Genomic DNA, 17,977 nt, shown 5'->3' on the forward strand with positions numbered 1-17,977 from the left:
ACTGCCTCTGGCAGCATGTGCTTCCTTTACTATTCATTGTACCTGTACAGGGTGGGCCATGCAAAGCTTGCCTGTGTATGAAAAGAGATGAAAGGACAGAATAATCGACAAGATTCGTAGTTCTTTGGAACTATTTCTTGCGAACCATGCAAATATAAGTGTAAAATTGTCGCAAAAGAGCTGGGATGTATAGGAATTGTTCAGAGGGATTGTGTAAAATAAGGATATAACAACAAAATTCGATGATATTCGATGGTTTATTGAAAAGATTGTCTAAGTCAGCCTATATGTGCCTTGTCGTGTGCCTAGTCGCCCATTGAGCAATAAAGTAAAACTTTATACCTATGGAGATGATCTGAATGAATCAATTATTTTTTGATGAGCTTCATAAAATGAGTCGTGAGGATGAGCTGAGAGCGAAGCTCCTGATTCGTGGGGTGAAGAGAATTCTGGATGAGAAGAAGGAAGAGAAGGGGATTCGCAAGCTGCTCCGCAGAAGAAGAAAGCAACGGGTACAGCCGCGCGCCTGGAATTAAGTGATTTGACATGGTTCCCATGTAACAGATTGTGATGACCGAAGCAGGGAATTCAGCTGTATTCTAGGTGCTCGTGCACAGTGGCCTTGCCGGAGTTTGTAATAGCCGCCAGCCGAACCTCCCATGAGAAGCGCGTGCTTCTGGTGGGAGGTTATTTTATTGCTATATTCTAAAGATTTTCTAAAGAAAGGCTAATAGATGGGCTGGAAATAAAATAAACCTAGTAGGGAGTGGGGTTGCTATGGTAGAATGGCCTGTGGGAATACAGGAGATAATTGGGAGGAAGCGCATACGATGAAGAAACTAGCACAGACGCTGCTACTGTCACTATTTGCTGTCAGCATGGCTGTCGTTCCACTACCGGGAATACCAGACAATCAGGTCGTAGCGGCCACTTCGGCTAAGGCTACTAACGAGATTGAGGTCTATATTGATGGAAGTCAAGTCTCCTTCCAGCCAGGCCCTCGCCAGGAGAAGGGTGTTACGCTTGTACCGATGCGATCTCTATTCCAGGCGCTTGGCGCCGATATATCATGGAATGAGCAGACACAGACTGTGGTTGCGAAGAAAAATTCTACGGTCATTACCATTAAGATTGGATCGATCAATGCCGTCGTGAACGGTGAGACCACCAAGCTGGACATACCGGCCAAGGTTATCGGCGGAACGACCATGGTGCCGCTGCGTTTTGTCAGCGAGGCGCTCGGGGCGCAGATCAAATGGGACAACGCCAGCCGGACGATTCATATTACATCGTTAGAGGCGCAGCAAGCAAGCCAAGAGGCGAGTAAGGCGGAGGGCTGGCAGATCGTTGCCTTTAACGATGACAAGGTGCTGATGATCGAGACGGATCGCTCTCAGGGCAGCGGGGTGGTCATCGGGCCGAAGCTCGTGCTGACGAATTACCATGTGATGTCCAGTGCCAAGAGTGCGACGGTATATACGATGGATGGCAAGAAGCTCAAGGTAGAGGGCATCGTTGCCTATGATGAGGAGGCTGATCTGGCACTCATCCAGACGTCGACGGAATTGAACATTGACCCAGTCCTCCTCGGAGACGACGAGATGGCATACAAGGGAGATAAGGTGTATGCGATCGGCAGCCCGCAAGGGGTGCAGAATTCTGTTACTGAAGGACTGATCAGCAATATCTACTATGATTCGGACAAAGATATTGAAACGTTCCAGATCAGCACGCCGATCGACCACGGCAGCTCCGGCGGCGGGTTGTTCGATGAGTATGGGGAGCTCATCGGCTTGACGACCTCCAAATATGAAGGAACGAGCGCAGATATCGGTTTTGCGATCTCTGTCTATAACATCTATGGTTTGCTGTCTAAATATGACAATGCGCCGAATAAGACGCCTGTCTTCATGCCCTCCAGACTGCCAGCCTCGCTCAGCGGCATGTCCGATGAGGAGATCGCCAAGCTGATGGCGAAGGAGTTCGGCGGTATTCAGGCAGAGGAAGGAACCGCAGAGCTCACCGACTGGAAGGTTACCCGCAACAGCACGGATGGGCTGGTTATAACCGCGAACATTCAAACTTCGTTCTACATGTACTATGCCGAGAGCATGGCGAAGTACAGCCGCATCTGGGCGGCCAATGCGCTTGGCGACCTGAAGCCGCTGCTGCCTGAGGGCGAGAAGCTGGAGATCATTATCTATTACGATCAGACCTTCGGCTATAAGCCGAGCGGCATCGATTCCAGCGAGCTGACCTCGCTGAGCGATGGCAAATGGCAGGTGCGTTACCCGGTCATTCGCGCACAACTGAAAGATAAAGGGTATATTTATATTCGTTCCTAGCTTACTGGGCCGGCCATCTCTGATGGTCGGCCCTTGTGCATGTTATAATCGTAGAAAATAGGAGTTGTTCGTCTTCATCGTGCCTTCGTCAAGCTGTACGTTTACGTTACTAGTCGAATTAGGTACAATAGAAGGAATAATCCAGCTTACAGAGCGAAGGAGCTTGCAATCAATGAAAGTCGTGCTGTCTACGCTGAATGCCAAATATATTCACACCTCGCTAGCTCTGCGCTGTCTCAAGGCGTACAGCGCCCATCAATTCGATATTGATATTGCTGAATATACGATCAAGGACCCGCCAATGAATATTGTCTCCGACCTGTATGCCAGGCAGCCGGATGTCATCGGATTCTCCTGCTATATCTGGAATATTGAAGAGACGATTACGGTCATTAACATGCTGCGCAAAATCATGCCACAGCTACGCATTGTGCTCGGCGGTCCTGAGGTCAGCTACGATGTCGAGCACTGGCTGAACCGGATTCCCGAGGTGGACTTTATCGTCGTGGGCGAAGGCGAGGAGACCTTTCACCATCTGCTGACAGAGCTGTCGGATACGCAGAAATATCATCTTGTGTTTGGCCTTGCCTACCGCAAGGAGAAGAATGGTGTGCTGGAGCCGATCGTGAATCCGCCACGACCCAAGCTGAATCTGGCTGAGCTGCCCTCGCCGCATCGCTTCGCGGAGGATCTGCCTCATCTGGCGAACCGGGTGGTCTATTTCGAGACAAGCCGTGGCTGTCCATTCAGTTGCCAGTTCTGCTTGTCCAGTATTGAGGTGGGGGTTCGCTACTTCGACATCGAGCGCACGAAGTCGGACATACTCTATCTGATCGAGTCGGGAGCGAAGCTGATCAAGTTTGTAGACAGAACCTTCAATATTAAACGTGACTATGCACTGGAGATGTTCCGTTTTCTAATAGAGAATCATAATGGATGCGTCTTCCAATTTGAGATTACGGCGGATATTATGAGACCGGAGGTGCTGGACTATCTGGCCGAGCATGCGCCGCCAGGCGTCTTCCGTTTCGAGATCGGGGTGCAGTCCACCAATGACATCACGAATGAAGCGGTGCAGCGACGTCAGAATTTTGCCAAGCTGACACGTACCGTGACGAAGGTGAAGGAGAGCGGCAAGATCGATCAGCATCTGGATCTCATTGCCGGCCTGCCGCATGAGGATTATGCGACGTTCAGCAAGACCTTCAATGATGTGTTCGCACTGCGCCCGGAGGAGCTGCAGCTCGGCTTCCTGAAGATGCTGCGCGGCACTGGCCTGCGCATCCAGGCGAAGAAATATGGCTATGTCTATATGGATCGTGCTCCTTATGAGATATTGGGCAATGATCTGATGCCGTTCCACGATATTGTGCGGATCAAGCGGGTCGAGGACGTGCTGGAGAAGTATTGGAATGCGCATCGCATGGATCATACGCTGCTCTATCTGATCGAGCGGGTATTCGATTCGCCGTTTGATTTCTTCCAGCGCTTCGGAGATTATTGGGAGGAACGGGGCTGGCAGAAGATCGGCCATCAGTTGGATGATCTGTTCACTCGGCTGGCTGCCTTCCTTAATGATGCTGTCGCCCGGCAAGCTGAGATTCGCGAACGTCTCGATCTAGGAGTTGTGCTGGGCTTGATGAAGTATGATTATTTCCTGCAGCACAACTACAAGCCGCGTAAGATATGGTGGGAGTTCATGCTCGCCAAGGAGGAGTGGAGCAACTGGATGAAACGGCTGGCGCGGGAGCCAGAGCAGGTGTCCGCGTCATTCGCAGCGCTCGCGCTGTCGGAGAAGGAGCTGCACAAGCACACGGTGCTGGAGAAGCTGCCGTTCGACCTGGGTCAATATCTGCAGGAGGGGACGCTGAGTACAGAGCGGGATACGCTGCTGGTGATGATCTACCGTCCCGACCTCAAGACAGCCGGCCCGGCGAATCAGACCTTCATGATGGCGATTCCGCGCATCCAGCCATCGGCTTCGCCGCACTAAATGCTGTTGAGTGTGGACTGCTGGGGTTGACCAATAAGCACCTAAAACAAAAAAGTTGGGCTGGAAAACACCATGTTTTCCACCCAACTTTTTATATGCATGTTTATGCAGGAAGGTAGTGAGGCGGATGCCTGCTACTTTACATCGAACTCCTCATACCACCAGTCAGAGCCGTATTTCAGCTCGTTTATTTCTAAGATCGGTTGCCCTGATTCTCTCCCCCTTTTTTACCTAATGTTTAATTCGCTGCAACTAATTTCTATGGAAAACCGTCTATATATTGGATAAATAATATTAAGGAATGGAGTGAATGGTTTGAAAATCAATGCACTAACAGGGAAGCTGGCGAAATTTCAGCGGTCAGTTCTATTGGTCGCAGGACTATCTCTAGCGTTGTCTGTACCCGCACTGGCTGCGCCAGAGTCGGTCGTAAAGCCTACCGTTACTGCAGACGGTAGTCACAGTGTTCTTCATGCATCGGATGGATCGGTCTGGCAATGGGGAGACAATGGGGATGTGATTAAAGGTAAGATTACTCTCGAAGATAATACTCCGAAGCTTATGCCACATATAAAGGATGTAGCTGAAATTCAATCGTACCGGAATAAACAAATCTTTTTAAAAAAGGATGGGACAGTTTGGGAGTCTGAGAAGACCTTTGAGGTAATCTCCAAAATCATACATGAAACCGTTTCTGTGTTTACTGAACCGAAACAGATCGAAGGTCTGAATAATATTGTGAAGATATCGGTAGGAGATGTTTTCTCCGCTATCGATAAAGACGGTTCTGTGTGGGTATGGCATCCCTTGGTATACTATAATGGGCTACATAAGCTTGAGAATATAACGGACGCGAAAGATATTTCATGGAACGGCGATGCCTCTGTCCTTATTTTAAAGGAGGATGGGACAGTGTGGGTATGGACTGCGTATGAAGAAGAGAAGACATTTGTCCAAGCGGATAAGCAGTATAATGAGTATTTTGAAATAAACAATACCTATGTGATTCGCAATATTCATGTTAACACCAATTATGTCGCCCATAAGGTGGAGGGTTTGACCAATATCGTGGCCTTATCAAAGGGGACTGGGCGGCAAAATTTCGCGATTGAAAAGGACGGGTCTGTATGGGGATGGGGAGAGAACAACAAAGGTAAGCTGGGACTGCCCGATGATACCAAAATCGTAGATAAACCCGTGAAAATTAAGCGTTTATCGGAGGTTTCTTCCATTGTTACATCCGGCCTGAGTACGCTCGTTCTAAAGAAGGATGGGTCTCTCTGGGTCTTGGGATACAACATAGGCGACTATAAAAATTTTTCTGAGTTTGAGAATGGGCATCTATTAAGACGTATTGGCGGACTGGGGAAGGTGAACTCGGTAGCCATGGGAGATAACCATGCCGTGGCCATTACGGAAGACGGTAAGCTATGGGCGTGGGGGAAAAATAACGTCGGACAGCTAGGTGATGCGAGCTTTAAGGACAGCTTGACTCCAATCCTTGTTAAACAACTCCAATAGAAGGGATAGCTCCCGTCTATAACCTTAAGTTTCAGGGGCTGTCCGGAAGTCCGTGAAATGAATACATATTCAGCAGTAAGGACCGAACGGAAAAGATTGTCTTGAGGTGTTTTTTGTCCGCTTTTTACCTTAGAATCCAGATCATCAAAAGCGGACAAAACCCGTCTGATGCGTCCAAAACAACCTTCTCCTGGAGGGACTGTATTTTGCTGAATCGTGCCCTTCATTTCATTTGATTTTTCGAGCAGCCCCTTTACATATAATCTCTATAACTTAGCAGTGATTATAAAGCGTTCCGAATTTGTCCTAATCCCCTTCTCGGTTTGATTCTCCATAATAAACTGATGGAGTATTTGAAAATCAACCTCAGTCTGTCCGAAGTTGGGAATTATCGGGGTGTGTTTTAATAAAAAAATAAGGTCTTCAGCCGTTTGGTAATATTCAATAACATTAAATTCAAATGCCTGAATGTCGCTAAAGCCCGCTTCGCTTAATTTAGTAATATATTGATGCTTTAATGTACCTGCCTTTGTACCCAATGCCTGTCCTCTTCCAAACGCTTCTTTAATATTTAATTTGTCGTTTTCGCTAACTTGCTGAGTAAAGAACGTACCGCCCTTAACTAAAACCCTTGCGACTTCTTTAGCGATAAATTCCGAATGTCTACACGAGACTACATTAAAAAAGTCGGCAGGAAAATCCAATAGTTCAGCTTCCATCTTGAGGAAACGTACATTAGGTATGCCTGACTTAACGGAATTTGTAATTGCGGTTTCAATCATTCCAGCAGATTGGTCAATTCCAACTAAAAGTAGTGCAGATTCAGCTAGTGATAATATCGCTTCCCCGCCACCAGTACCAATGTCAAGAATAATATCCGATTTCTTGCAGGTCTTCGTTACCTCACGATACAAATCCCATCTCGTTCCTTCAGCAACGCATTTGACATTGCTAAAATTCCAACCGTTTATTTTGCCGACTCTATCATAAAATTCTTTGTATTCCAATGGATTCATTTTTTATTCCACCTTCCATTGAGGATAAAATGTCAACTAATATCATTCAATGTATTAGCTTTCAATTATAGTTCGAATAGAGTTTATCAATCAAGAAGTAAAATACATAACGAGTATGTTTTTGCATGTGTTAACATTGACAAACAATAGAAAGCCAAGTAGACATCAAGTATAATGAAGGTAACGCCAACACATCTTATAGTGAAGAGGTGGCGTCACTATGAGATGTGCAGTATATCCGTATTACTTACGAGGAGTGCTAAATGATGATTAACAGATTGGGTCAAGTGATGCTGTACGTGAATAACCAAGAAGCATGCAGAGACTTCTGGACGGAGAAGCTCGGCTTCGAGGTCATCTCGGATCAGACCAGCGGTCCGATGAGATGGATTGAGGTAGCCCCTAAGGGTGCGGCAACAAGCCTTGTTTTTCATCATAAGGAGCTCATTGCCAAGATGAACCCCGAGATGAACCTTGGAACTCCGTCGATCATGTATTACACAGATCAGTTTGATGCATTATACAGTGACCTCCAGAACAAAAAGGTCAAGGTGGGAGACATTATGGAGCTTCCAACGGGTAGAGTGTTCAACTTTGCGGACGTTGAAGACAACTACTTCGCCGTATCAGAAAAGAAGTAATATAACGGCATAAGCAATCTGTATCTCATTGCGTTGCATTGGTAGGACATGAAGAGGGGTGGAGAACCCCTCTTTTTTCATGCCATTTTCGCTGCCATCGTGATGGCTGCCCCAAAATAGTGTAGCAGAGCATCTACATTACAATTAATCCCTATTGTAGTATCATATGATTTAATGATCATCAAATTAGATATACGTCGAATTAGTTAAGAAGGTGGAACGAATGCAATTAGATAAGGTGGTTAGCTATCATAAGGCTCTGGCAGATCCTACACGAATCAAAATATTAATTCTGCTTGCTGATGGAGAACTGAATGGCCAGGTTTTGGCGGAAAGGTTAGGAGTCGCACCTGCAACAATTACTCATCATGCCACGAAACTGCGAAAAGCTAGTTTGATTAACGAGCGAAGGGACAAAAACACGATTTATTTTTCATTAAATCATTACTTTATCAAGAATAATGCCACTGCTACAGAACATTTGATTTATCGAAGAGTTAATGCCAAAGGAGGTATGAACATCATGCATGATGACTCTAAGCGAATGAAGGACTCCGTCATTAAAAACTTCTTCACATCCGAAGGGAGATTGAAGAGTCTACCCGCTCAACTCAAGAAAAAACTTATTGTGTTGGAGCATCTCGTGTCCCAGTTGGAAAAGGGGCGGAAGTATAGTGAGATGGAAATCAATGATTTTATTAAACAATTCCATGATGACTACGCAACGGTGCGCAGGGAATTTATTATGCATCAATTCATGTACAGAGAAAACGAAGTTTACGAATTAAATCCACAAGACATGTGGGCTAGATGGGAAACTCTGTCGTGAGGGATAGGGTGGGGGATATTGAAATACAGCCCGTATACTTGTGCGTGAGACAAGCACAAGTATAAGGGCTTCTTGTAATGGTTAGATGAGGGGTTGAATGTGTCCCTGTGCTGGCCTTACGGTAATTCGCTGCGCAGCACGGTGAGCTGTCCATCCAACTCGTAGCTGCCAAGCGTTGCCGGGAGCAGGAAGCACTCGCCGGCCTTCACAGCCTGGCTCCCGCCATCCCAGCTCAGCGTGCCCTCGCCCTCAGCGATGACGAGTATGACGAAGCTCTCCGGGGCAGTAGAGAGCGCCCATGGCCCGCTCACAATCCCTTTCTCTACGACAAAGTAAGGGGAACGCGCAATCTCCAGCCATTGTCCGGCATCAAGATTGCCAGTCTCCATCCGGGTTGCGCCTGCTCCTTCATAAGCAATCACATTCAGCGAGTCCTCAATATGCAGCTCGCGAAGCTGCCCATCCAGTCCGGGCCGATTATAATCGTACAAACGGTAGGTCGTATCGGAGTTCTGCTGAATCTCGGCTACGACAACGCCAGCGCACAGAGCATGAACGGTGCCAGCCGGAATGTAGAAGGCATCTCCAGCCTTGACGGGCACCTCCTGTAGACATTCCATAATTCGGCCTTCATGAATCGCTGACTCCAGCGCCGCACGGTCCATATTCGGCTGCAGGCCGTAGATAATCTTCGCATCCGGCTTGGCGGCGAGAATATACCACATCTCGGTCTTGCCTAGCTCGCCCGCAGGCAGTCGCTCATAGCTGTCTGTCGGGTGGACTTGCACAGACAGATCGTCGTTGCAATCCAGCAGCTTGATCAGCAGTGGGAAGCGCCCGTTCTTCTCGGAGAATCCGCGACTGCCAAACCAGGCAGCGCCGTATGTCTCGCGAATCTGATCCAGCCCAAGGCCAGCCAGCTCGCCATTGATTACCTTGGTTGTTCCATTCGGATGGTCACCGATCATCCAGCCTTCGCCAATCGCTCCGGGCGGAAGCTCCAGGCCGAATTGCTCCAGGGCGCGACCTCCCCATACACGTTCTTTCATCTCGGGCTTGAATTGCAATGGATAAGCTGCTACAGTCATTGGTTTCTCTCCTTAGTAGTTGTGTCTGTATATTCGTTGTTATTTGGCGTGCCGCGTCTTTGCGCGAGCATGGCAGCTTGCCAAGCCTCTACGCTTGCGGGACAGTTGCAGCATGACTAGAGTAGCCTAGCTGTCTTAGTTCTGGGCGGGCTCGAACAGCTCGAAGATTTCTCCATCTGGGCCATAAAAGAAAAAATAACGGCTGCCGTTAGGCAAGGTTGTAATCTCGCTGTCGCGTGCAGTGACGCCAAGCGCTCGCAGGCGCTCTATCTCGTCCTCCAGCTTGTCCACCGTAAAGGCAATATGATGCACCTTGCCCTCCGCTGGCAGCTCTGAAGGGTAGCCCTCGATCAGCTCCACCTGTGTCTCTCCAGCCTCTTCAAAGGCAAGAAAACCTAGCTTGATGACACCATTGGTATGCATCATAGTGCCCAAATGCTTCATGCCTAACACCTCGGTATAGAATTTCACGGACGCATCCACATTCGCCACCATAATGCCCACATGCTCCAGCTTCTTAATTGCCATCGTCGTATCCTCCTTCTATGTAATTTCTTCCGCAGAGAGCGCCTGTAGCTGCTTGCGCTTCTCAATACCAATCCAATAGGGCGCCAGCGGCTTCTGCAGCATCCGGTATATAGCTGCCTGTGCAAGCTGCGGATTGAGCTGCTGCGCCCATTGCTCTACAGCGGCCGATTCGTCCCCTCCGCCAGCATGTCCGGGGTAGAGGACGATCGACAGCAGACCGCCTGGGCGCAGCAATGCCAGCGAAGCCTCAAGCGCCGCCAATGTTGTGCTCTGCTGGGTGATGACTGCCGGATCGGCTCCCTCCGCTGGCAGATAGCCCAGATTGAACAGCACAGCGGCTAGTCGTCCATGCTCTGCGGCCGGAAGGGCAGCGGGCAGCGTATCGTGGCTCTGGAGCAGCAGACGCACCGGCGCGAGCCGCTTGCCCTCGCGGACAGCACGCTCCAGCCGCGCCTTCGTATTGTCCAGCGCCTGCTGCTGTATATCGAAGGCGTACACCATGCCTCGCGGCCCGGCAGCCTCGCTCAGAAACAGGGTGTCGACGCCGTTGCCCGCTGTCGCATCGACGACGATATCGCCAGGCTGAACACGCTCGGCTGTCCAGCGGTGGGCCAGGCTTAATACCGACAGCAGTCCCATTCGCTACACCTGCCTCCAGCGCTTGCCTTGCCAGCTCTCGCGGCGGCGCAATTCCTTGTCAATCCCATTAAGAACCTCCCATTTGTTCAGGCTCCACATCGGGCCGATCAGCAGTTGCCGGGGTGCATCTCCAGTAAGACGGTGCACAATCATGCCCGGCGGCAGCAGCTCCAGCGTGTCAGCGATCAGCCCGATGTATTCGTCCTGCTCCAGAAATTGCAGCAGGCCTGCCTCGTATTGCTTGACCATCGGTGTTTTGCGCATCAGATGCAGCAGGTGAATCTTGATCCCCTGCACGTCCATGCCGGCTACGGCTCTGCCGGTGTCCAGCATCATCTCGTGCGTCTCTTGAGGCAGTCCGTAGATAATATGCGTGCAGACGCGGATACCGCGGGCGCGCAGCTTCGCGACCGCATCCAGATAACACTGTGTATCATGGGCACGATTAATAAGGGTCGAGGTAGACTCATGGATCGTCTGAAGCCCCATCTCCACCCATAGATAGGTGCGCTCGTTCAACTCGGCCAGATAATCGACGACCTCATCAGGCAGGCAGTCGGGACGCGTAGCGATCGACAGGCCGACAACTCCGGGCTGCTCCAGGATGACCTCATAATATTCCCGAAGCTGCTCCACAGGAGCATACGTATTGGTATAGGCCTGGAAATATCCGATATAAGCGGCCTGAGGCCATTTCTGATGCTGGCGGCTTCGAATCGTGTTGAACTGGGTGATTAGGTCATCACGACGGCTGCCCGCGAAGTCGCCTGAGCCACGCGCACTGCAAAAGGTGCAGCCGCCCTTGGCGATCGAGCCGTCCCGGTTCGGACATGTAAATCCGGCATCCAGCATCACCTTGAACACTTTCCCGCCGAACTGCTCGCGCATCTCGTAATTCCATGTATGAAACCGTTTGTCTCCCCATAGCTGCAGATCAGGCAGAGGAGACAGGTTGGCGGCGCTTGGCATAGCGGTACTCCTTTTTCTCCTTATTGTACATGAAACACGAGGTCTTAGCCAATGCACAGCGCCATATTCAGCAGATGCAGCCTTAGAAAAAATTCCGGCAGAGATGAGGATTTAGGCTTGCTATACCTTACATGATGTGTTATATTAAAATTAATAAAAATCAAGGTTTGCTACACTTCTACTCCGAATCGAACCCTTGTCATAGCATCATGTTTTTTTGGAAATGCTGTAAATAAAAAAACTACGAGGTGATGCAATATGAATACGATGGTGAAAATTCCGCAAGGTGAAGAGAAAGTTACCGTTCAATTAACTGTCAAAGAATTGATGGCGCTTTCAGGAATTCGATTCCATGGCAACCATAAGCTTGAGGTGGAGGCACGCCGCAAAATTAAGGAAGTGCTGAGCGAAACCTTCGAGATCGACCGCCCCTCCGACAATGACCCGATAGATTATCAGTTGTTGAATTAAAATGATTTGAGGGAGTTCCCTTATTTCCCTTATATACGGACAGTCCGCGGCTTGCTGCGGGCTGTTTTATTATGAATATATCTGTGCGGCCGAGTTCGTCTGCCTTTATTGCTCTAGCGCCAGCCCCTTTACAGCAGTGTGCCGGATTTGGCACAATAGGCTTAGTCTATTGAGCGAGGAGCAAGCTGCCAGTCGGACACAATATAGAGAACAGATGGAGGATTCACGCATGCGGTTAAGAGGCAGGAAGGGAATAGTGGAGAGTCTGGAGGCGCAGCCGGAGCTGGTCGTTCTGGATGCTCAGGCATACAAGGGGCGCTGGAAGGAATTCTTCGGCAATGATAAACCGATCTATGTCGAGCTGGGGATGGGCAAGGGGCAATTCATTAGCCAGCAGAGCGGGCGCAACCCGGATATTAACTTTATCGGCGTCGATATGTATGATGAGCTGATTCGCCGCGCTAGCGAGAAGGGGCGTCTGGTGTGGGAGGAGAAAGGGGAGACTACACCGCCGAATCTGGCGCTGCTGCGTGCCAATATCGAAGGGATCGAGACGATGTTTGAACCTGGAGAGATCGAACGGATTTACTTGAACTTTAGCGATCCATGGCCTAAGAGCAAGCACGCCCGCCGCAGACTGACCCATCCTCGCTTTTTGGCGAAGTATGTGGAGCTGCTGAACGGGCGCGGTGAAATTCATTTTAAGACGGATTCGATGAAGCTGTTCGAATTTTCGTTGAACAGCTTTACAGAGGTGGGCCTGCAGTTGCGCAATATCTCGCTCGATCTGCATCGAGATGGGCTGCGCGACGATCTGGTGCTCACAGAATACGAGACGAAGTTCGTCGGCCTCGGTCAGCCGATCTACAGGCTGGAAGCCGTGATCGGTCAACAGGCATTGTCTGATTTCAAGCAGCAGCTCGCCGGGCAGGCAGAAGCTCAGGCTGACCACCAGAACAGCGAGACCAGCGAGGCGGTCAGTGAGCCGACAACGGCGCCGGCAATGACGTCAGAGGGATAATGAAGTCCGAGATACATTCTTGACCAGGCGACCGAGAGCAGTAATACGACGGCAGCCGGGAGCAGCAATGGCATAAGGCTGCTGTCTGCGTACAGCAAGGGTAGCATCCAGGCGAATACCGCCGTGGTATGGCCGGATGGAAAGGACGGGTCGATGAGTATCCGTTTGCCGATATTCACATTGTCCAGCGCCTGAAAGGGGCGCAGTCTTTTGAACTTGCGCTTGGCTATAAATACCGGAATGTGGCTTACAGCAACGGCTGTGAGGCTCTGCCAGCCGGCCACATTCCAAGGGTAGCCTGCGAACAGCCCGATACACAGCGCAGTAACCAGCGTAAACGTAGCCCCTCCGATATGGGTGACGCATCCCAGCCATCGGCTCAGCCATGTCGAGACGAATCTATTGATGGGGCGACGGTTCGCCCACAGCAGCATCCGGTGCTCACCAAGCTCAAACCACGCACGCAGCTTTTCGATGATGGCTCCTCCTTTTTTTTGGCTCATAGTCACCTCCAGTTTAGCCGCGATTTGTTTTCATTCTATATAGTGTACATTAAATTTTTCTCATTCGTAAACCGTTGTTCCATCCTGCAAGGGAGTGCCTCTAGAGGCAACAGGTATGTCTTGCGTTTTTTATCATACCATACTCTGTCTTATCCGCCACCTGGACTTGAATCCAGGATGTCCGCATTTATATAGGGAAGCTGTCTGGGCATGTCGATAAAAATCGGACTAGCATGACCATATGAGGCTCGGGAATCAGGCTGGCGCAAGGTTTATTATCGGACAGGCAAGGTTAAACAGGGTAGTAGAGGGGCTTCTATATCTACGTGCAACGATGCTTAGCCGTCAAGGACGGCGACAGCCGTTTACGCTTGGGCTGGGGCGAGTTAGAAACCTTTTGCATGAATGATCCGTCTATTAGTGCAGAGGAGATGCCTCAAAGCAGCCGATGTCTCTTGGAGTTGATCCGTGGCGGTCCTGTGCAGCCAATTCCGTCTCACCCTATACCTACCGAAGGGGGCGAAGCGAATTTTGTAATGTTTTGCTAATTTGCGGCGCGGGCAAGGACAAAGGAATTAAAAAGGGCGCAATTGGATGAAAATAAGAACTAAGCGGCATAAAATGCATCGGAGAGCGTGGTTTGTTTTTCAATCTGCGCACTTTCCAGCCGAAGCAGGCTCTTTTAGCGCGATTTCCCGTTTTGACAAATTAACAGAAAACGAGCAAAATCAGGATGGCTGCGAAAAAGAGCAATAACAAAGAAAACATCATGTCTGCAAAAAGAGAGAAGACAAAAACAAAAAAACAATTAAAAATTGGGGTCGCAAGGGGGCAACACACTAACTATGTTAAATTCAGTCGTTATCAGTCTCCAGCTCTTTGTAGCGCTGGTCGGGTTGTATCAGGTGGGTCTGTCGTTATACGGATGGCGGCGCAAAGCTGCATCACCTTCCCATCCGGCTCAAAAGTCGTTCGCTGTGCTGATCGCCGCTCATAATGAAGAGCAGGTCGTTGGGGCATTGATCGAGAACTTGTTGAAAATGAAATATCCGAGACATTTGTTTGATATATTTGTTATTTGCGATAACTGCACTGATAAGACTGCAGAGATCGCAAGAAGTTATGACGGGGTACATGCCTATGTCCGCCATAATCAAAATGAGCGAGGCAAGGGCTATGCGATTCAATGGATGCTGGCCGAGCTGTGGAAGCTGCCACGAAGCTATGATGCCGTCGTAATGTTCGATGCGGACAATCTGGCGAGCACGGACTTCCTGCAGTTGATGAATGATGATCTGTGCAATGGCATCCGCGTCATTCAGGGCTATCTGGATACCAAAAATCCGCATGACTCCTGGGTCAGTGCCTCTAACGGCATCAACTATTGGTTCACAAACCGCATGTGGCAAGTATCACGGGCGAATGTAGGCTTCTCCAATTTCCTTGGCGGCACGGGCATGTGCTTCGAGACGAAGCTGCTGCAGGAGATTGGCTGGGGCGCGACCAGTCTGGTCGAGGATCTGGAGTTCAGCATCCACTGCATCATGCGCGATATTTATCCGAAGATCAATTACGATGCTCGCGTCTTCGACGAGAAGCCTGTGACCTTCAAGGCCTCGGCTCGTCAGCGCCTGCGCTGGACACAAGGGCAGTTCGATGTGGCAACACGTTACTTTTTCCCTTTGCTGTGGCAAGGGGTCAGGCAGCGCAAGGCGGCTAAGATTGATGCGGCCTTCTATGTATTCAATCCGTACACGTTCCTGATCGGTGTCGTGGTGACCGCTGCGGTCTGGCTGTCGATGCTGATCCCGAATGTGTGGGCGTTCAACTCGCTGTACGAGTTCATCCCGCTCTGGTTCATGGTGCCTTACATGGCCTATACCATTATGCAATTTCCTATCGTGCTGTATGTCGAGAAAGTACCGGCTCGCATCTATCTGCAGTTGGTTCTGTTCCCGATCTATCTGCTGTCCTGGCTGCCGATTACAGTCTATGCCTTCTTCACGCAGAAGAATCGGCAATGGAGCCATACCGAGCATACCCGCGTCATCCGTCTTGAGGAGGTTCAGGGTAAGCAGGCAGGGGAATTGACACGATAAACGCAGCATCGTAGCGCCGCCCATGTGGATAGGGCGGCGCTACGCATGTGAGGATGGCCGCGCCTGGGACAGTTGTAAAAAATAATTGACAATCCATGCAGGCCATGGTATATTGATCTGGTGCAGTAAACGTAAAGGATAAGCCAAAGCAGAAGCGCCCGCTTCTCACCTGATCGACAGATGTCGGCTGGTACGCTTGTTTTCATAACAGGGCATAGATTGCCTTGTATGCGAGCATTGTTGGAATGCGGGTCCGTATGCGGTCCGTGTTTTTTTGTTTTGTCAAGGTAATTATATTGCGCATCCGCGCTGATTACATTACAGTTTGATATTTGCCATGGAGGTGGAAGGTTATTAGCAGAGAACATCAAATCAATGACGAGATTCGTGCAAGAGAGGTACGCTTGGTTGGAGCAGAAGGCGAGCAGATCGGCATTACGCCGCTGCGCGAGGCGCTTCAGATGGCGATTGATCTGAACATGGATCTGGTCAATGTCGCTCCGACGGCCAAACCCCCGGTATGCCGGATTATGGATTATGGAAAATTCCGTTATGAGCAGCAGAAGAAAGAAAAAGAAGCCCGCAAGAATCAGAAGATCGTGGATCTCAAGGAAGTATGGTTCCGCGCCAACATCGACGAGCATGACTATCAGACCAAGTTCCGCAATGTAGTCAAGTTTCTGAATGAAGGCGACAAGGTCAAATGCTCGGTTCGCTTCCGCGGCCGCGAGATTGCCCATGCGTCGATTGGACAGCGCATTTTGGATCGTCTCTCCAAAGAGGTTGCAGATATTTGCGTAATGGAGCGTGCTCCCAAGCTTGAAGGGCGCAGCATGATTATGATTCTTGCACCAAAATCTAACAATTGATCCCGAGGAGGACCACTGATAATGCCTAAGATGAAAACACACAGCAGTCTGAAAGACCGCTTCAAAATTACTGGCACTGGAAAAGTAAAACGCTACAAAGCATACAAAAACCACTTGTTGTCCCACAAGTCCGGTCGTCAAAAGCGCGTTCTTGCTGGACAGCCGCTGATGGCTGCAGGCGATGTAAGCCGTCTGAAGCAAGGTCTGGACCAACTGAGATAAGCTTGTAGCATCTGTAATACCATTATTCAGCATACAATTACCAGGAGGGTTTAACATATGGCAAGAGTTAAAGGCGGATTTGTCCGTACTCGTCGTCGCAAAAGAATTTTGAAGCTGGCTAAAGGCTACTTCGGCTCCAAACACCGTTTATTTAAAACTGCAAAAGAGCAAGTCATGAAATCCTTGCTCTACGCTTACCGTGACCGTCGTCAACGGAAGCGCGACTTCCGCAAGCTGTGGATCACACGGATCAATGCTGCTGCACGCCAAAACGGCCTGTCCTACAGCAAGTTCATGTACGGTCTGAAGCTGGCTGGCGTGGAAGTAAACCGCAAGATGCTGGCCGATCTGGCAGTGAACGACATCAGCGCGTTCAACTCGCTGGCTGGCGTAGCAAAACAAAAAATCAACGCCTAGTTACAGGCTGACAACCGCCCGTGTCTGGAGCGCAATGGTAGCAGATCTTGCTCATTGCCCCGGCCGGGCGGTTTTTTGCGCGGCGCCAGGGCGTGTCTTCCAACCCGCTCAAGGGCATCGTTCACCGCCTTTTCGCCCCGTGCTGCGTTACGTTCTCTTGACGTACCCCGGTACGCCTGCGAGAACGTGCCTTGCCCGGAACGAAAATTCGGCGTAATCTGCTCCCGTCGGAGTTTGAAGACCACCCTAGTCAAAGGTACAGGCCATTTCCTCTGCCGGTGAATATGCTGGTGGGAAAGGAGGAGATAGCCATGTCCAAACTATCCAAGCGTGATGTTCAAAAGCTGATCGGCAAGCATGTCTATGCGATGCGGAAGGATGGAACGGTAGTCAGCGGCAGACTGGTGCGCGTGCATGGTACAAAGCTCCATATTCAGCCGAGGGTGAAGGGGAAACGAGTCTACACGAAGGCGATTATTCCGCTTGTACTGTTCGATCTGCTGGCGATCGGCACTGCACCGTATGCCTTTGGCGGCGGCTTCGGCGGTGGTTTTGGTGGCGGTTTTGGCTACCCTGGCGGTATCGGTCCATACGGCGGTGTTCCTTATGGCGGTGTTCCGTATGGAGCCGGTCCATACGGCTATAACGGCATTAATCCGTATGGCGGAGGGTTTTTCTAAGATTTTTCCTAAGAGATTGACACAGAGAATCTCGGAATCCAAGTGGAGCCGCAAGCCGGCTTGTGCAGGCGAGCGGCTCATGGTTTTTTTACAGATGGAACTGCGCGGCAGGGGCCTGTGCGAACC

General features: G+C 50.0%; 19 protein-coding genes and 1 other annotated feature. Of the genes, 13 read left to right on the top strand and 6 right to left on the bottom strand.

The features are described from left to right. The first annotated feature begins 359 nt into the window (after positions 1-359). From ACY1JZ_RS14630 to ACY1JZ_RS14645, 4 genes are all read left to right on the top strand, one after another. A complete protein-coding gene (locus tag ACY1JZ_RS14630) occupies positions 360-536 on the top strand; it encodes a hypothetical protein (RefSeq protein ID WP_270169338.1) in 177 nt (58 codons plus the stop codon). A gap of 294 nt (positions 537-830) precedes the next feature. Then, positions 831-2,345, top strand: coding sequence for a stalk domain-containing protein (locus ACY1JZ_RS14635; RefSeq protein WP_462629812.1), 1,515 nt, complete (start codon positions 831-833; stop codon positions 2,343-2,345). A 172-nt stretch (positions 2,346-2,517) separates the two neighbouring features. Further along, positions 2,518-4,338, top strand: a complete 1,821-nt coding sequence (locus ACY1JZ_RS14640; protein ID WP_462629814.1) for a B12-binding domain-containing radical SAM protein — start codon at positions 2,518-2,520, stop codon at positions 4,336-4,338. A 315-nt stretch (positions 4,339-4,653) separates the two neighbouring features. Beyond that, the gene (locus ACY1JZ_RS14645; protein ID WP_270169344.1) at positions 4,654-5,859 is read left to right on the top strand and encodes an RCC1 domain-containing protein; all 1,206 of its coding nucleotides are present in this window, start codon (positions 4,654-4,656) and stop codon (positions 5,857-5,859) included. Positions 5,860-6,125: 266 nt separating this feature from the next. On the opposite strand, the gene ACY1JZ_RS14650 is transcribed toward ACY1JZ_RS14645, so the two are convergent. Continuing rightward, complete coding sequence (locus tag ACY1JZ_RS14650; RefSeq protein ID WP_462629816.1) at positions 6,126-6,875, bottom strand: class I SAM-dependent methyltransferase; 750 nt, start codon at positions 6,873-6,875, stop codon at positions 6,126-6,128. A 266-nt stretch (positions 6,876-7,141) separates the two neighbouring features. On the opposite strand from ACY1JZ_RS14650, the gene ACY1JZ_RS14655 reads away from it, so the two are divergent. Together ACY1JZ_RS14655 and ACY1JZ_RS14660 are read left to right on the top strand one after the other, a co-directional pair. Further along, a complete protein-coding gene (locus tag ACY1JZ_RS14655; RefSeq protein ID WP_462629818.1) occupies positions 7,142-7,516 on the top strand; it encodes a VOC family protein in 375 nt (124 codons plus the stop codon). 223 nt (positions 7,517-7,739) lie between these two features. After that, complete coding sequence (locus tag ACY1JZ_RS14660) at positions 7,740-8,345, top strand: DUF2087 domain-containing protein (RefSeq protein WP_462629819.1); 606 nt, start codon at positions 7,740-7,742, stop codon at positions 8,343-8,345. Between the two features lie 116 nt (positions 8,346-8,461). Here ACY1JZ_RS14660 and ACY1JZ_RS14665 read toward each other — a convergent pair whose 3' ends face one another. The 4 genes from ACY1JZ_RS14665 to mnmL all read right to left on the bottom strand — a co-directional run bounded on the left by ACY1JZ_RS14665 (position 8,462) and on the right by mnmL (position 11,569). Beyond that, positions 8,462-9,433, bottom strand: coding sequence for a type I phosphomannose isomerase catalytic subunit (locus ACY1JZ_RS14665; RefSeq protein WP_270169348.1), 972 nt, complete (start codon positions 9,431-9,433; stop codon positions 8,462-8,464). Positions 9,434-9,568: 135 nt separating this feature from the next. After that, positions 9,569-9,961, bottom strand: coding sequence for a VOC family protein (locus ACY1JZ_RS14670; RefSeq protein WP_270169350.1), 393 nt, complete (start codon positions 9,959-9,961; stop codon positions 9,569-9,571). A gap of 15 nt (positions 9,962-9,976) precedes the next feature. Beyond that, a complete protein-coding gene (gene mnmM / locus ACY1JZ_RS14675; protein WP_462629820.1) occupies positions 9,977-10,600 on the bottom strand; it encodes a tRNA 5-(aminomethyl)-2-thiouridylate-methyltransferase MnmM in 624 nt (207 codons plus the stop codon). Positions 10,601-10,603: 3 nt separating this feature from the next. Next, the gene (gene mnmL / locus ACY1JZ_RS14680) at positions 10,604-11,569 is read right to left on the bottom strand and encodes a tRNA modification radical SAM protein MnmL/YtqA (protein ID WP_462629821.1); all 966 of its coding nucleotides are present in this window, start codon (positions 11,567-11,569) and stop codon (positions 10,604-10,606) included. Positions 11,570-11,827: 258 nt separating this feature from the next. Here mnmL and ACY1JZ_RS14685 point away from each other — a divergent pair, with 258 nt between their 5' ends. After that, on the top strand, positions 11,828-12,040 hold the full coding sequence (locus ACY1JZ_RS14685; protein WP_270169355.1) for a hypothetical protein: 213 nt from the start codon (positions 11,828-11,830) through the stop codon (positions 12,038-12,040). A 229-nt stretch (positions 12,041-12,269) separates the two neighbouring features. Beyond that, positions 12,270-13,061 carry a tRNA (guanosine(46)-N7)-methyltransferase TrmB gene (gene trmB, locus ACY1JZ_RS14690; RefSeq protein ID WP_462629822.1) on the top strand — a complete coding sequence of 264 codons (792 nt, stop codon included), beginning with the start codon at positions 12,270-12,272 and terminating at the stop codon, positions 13,059-13,061. Here trmB and ACY1JZ_RS14695 read toward each other — a convergent pair. Further along, entirely contained in the window at positions 12,980-13,564 is a 585-nt protein-coding gene (locus ACY1JZ_RS14695) for a phosphatase PAP2 family protein (RefSeq protein ID WP_462629823.1), read from the bottom strand. The genes trmB and ACY1JZ_RS14695 overlap by 82 nt on opposite strands. A gap of 845 nt (positions 13,565-14,409) precedes the next feature. Here ACY1JZ_RS14695 and ACY1JZ_RS14700 point away from each other — a divergent pair. From ACY1JZ_RS14700 to ACY1JZ_RS14720, 5 genes are all read left to right on the top strand, one after another. After that, positions 14,410-15,663 carry a glycosyltransferase family 2 protein gene (locus ACY1JZ_RS14700; protein WP_270169358.1) on the top strand — a complete coding sequence of 418 codons (1,254 nt, stop codon included), beginning with the start codon at positions 14,410-14,412 and terminating at the stop codon, positions 15,661-15,663. Between the two features lie 140 nt (positions 15,664-15,803). Beyond that, positions 15,804-15,945: a sequence feature (ribosomal protein L20 leader region), on the top strand. Between the two features lie 89 nt (positions 15,946-16,034). Next, positions 16,035-16,532 carry a translation initiation factor IF-3 gene (infC, locus tag ACY1JZ_RS14705; RefSeq protein WP_270172372.1) on the top strand — a complete coding sequence of 166 codons (498 nt, stop codon included), beginning with the start codon at positions 16,035-16,037 and terminating at the stop codon, positions 16,530-16,532. 21 nt (positions 16,533-16,553) lie between these two features. After that, positions 16,554-16,754, top strand: a complete 201-nt coding sequence (gene rpmI, locus ACY1JZ_RS14710; protein WP_028560409.1) for a 50S ribosomal protein L35 — start codon at positions 16,554-16,556, stop codon at positions 16,752-16,754. A gap of 57 nt (positions 16,755-16,811) precedes the next feature. Then, complete coding sequence (gene rplT, locus ACY1JZ_RS14715) at positions 16,812-17,171, top strand: 50S ribosomal protein L20 (RefSeq protein ID WP_270169359.1); 360 nt, start codon at positions 16,812-16,814, stop codon at positions 17,169-17,171. Between the two features lie 311 nt (positions 17,172-17,482). Next, complete coding sequence (locus tag ACY1JZ_RS14720) at positions 17,483-17,851, top strand: hypothetical protein (protein WP_270169360.1); 369 nt, start codon at positions 17,483-17,485, stop codon at positions 17,849-17,851. The last annotated feature ends 126 nt before the right edge of the window (positions 17,852-17,977 follow it).

Source organism: Paenibacillus sp. J5, assembly GCF_054955055.1.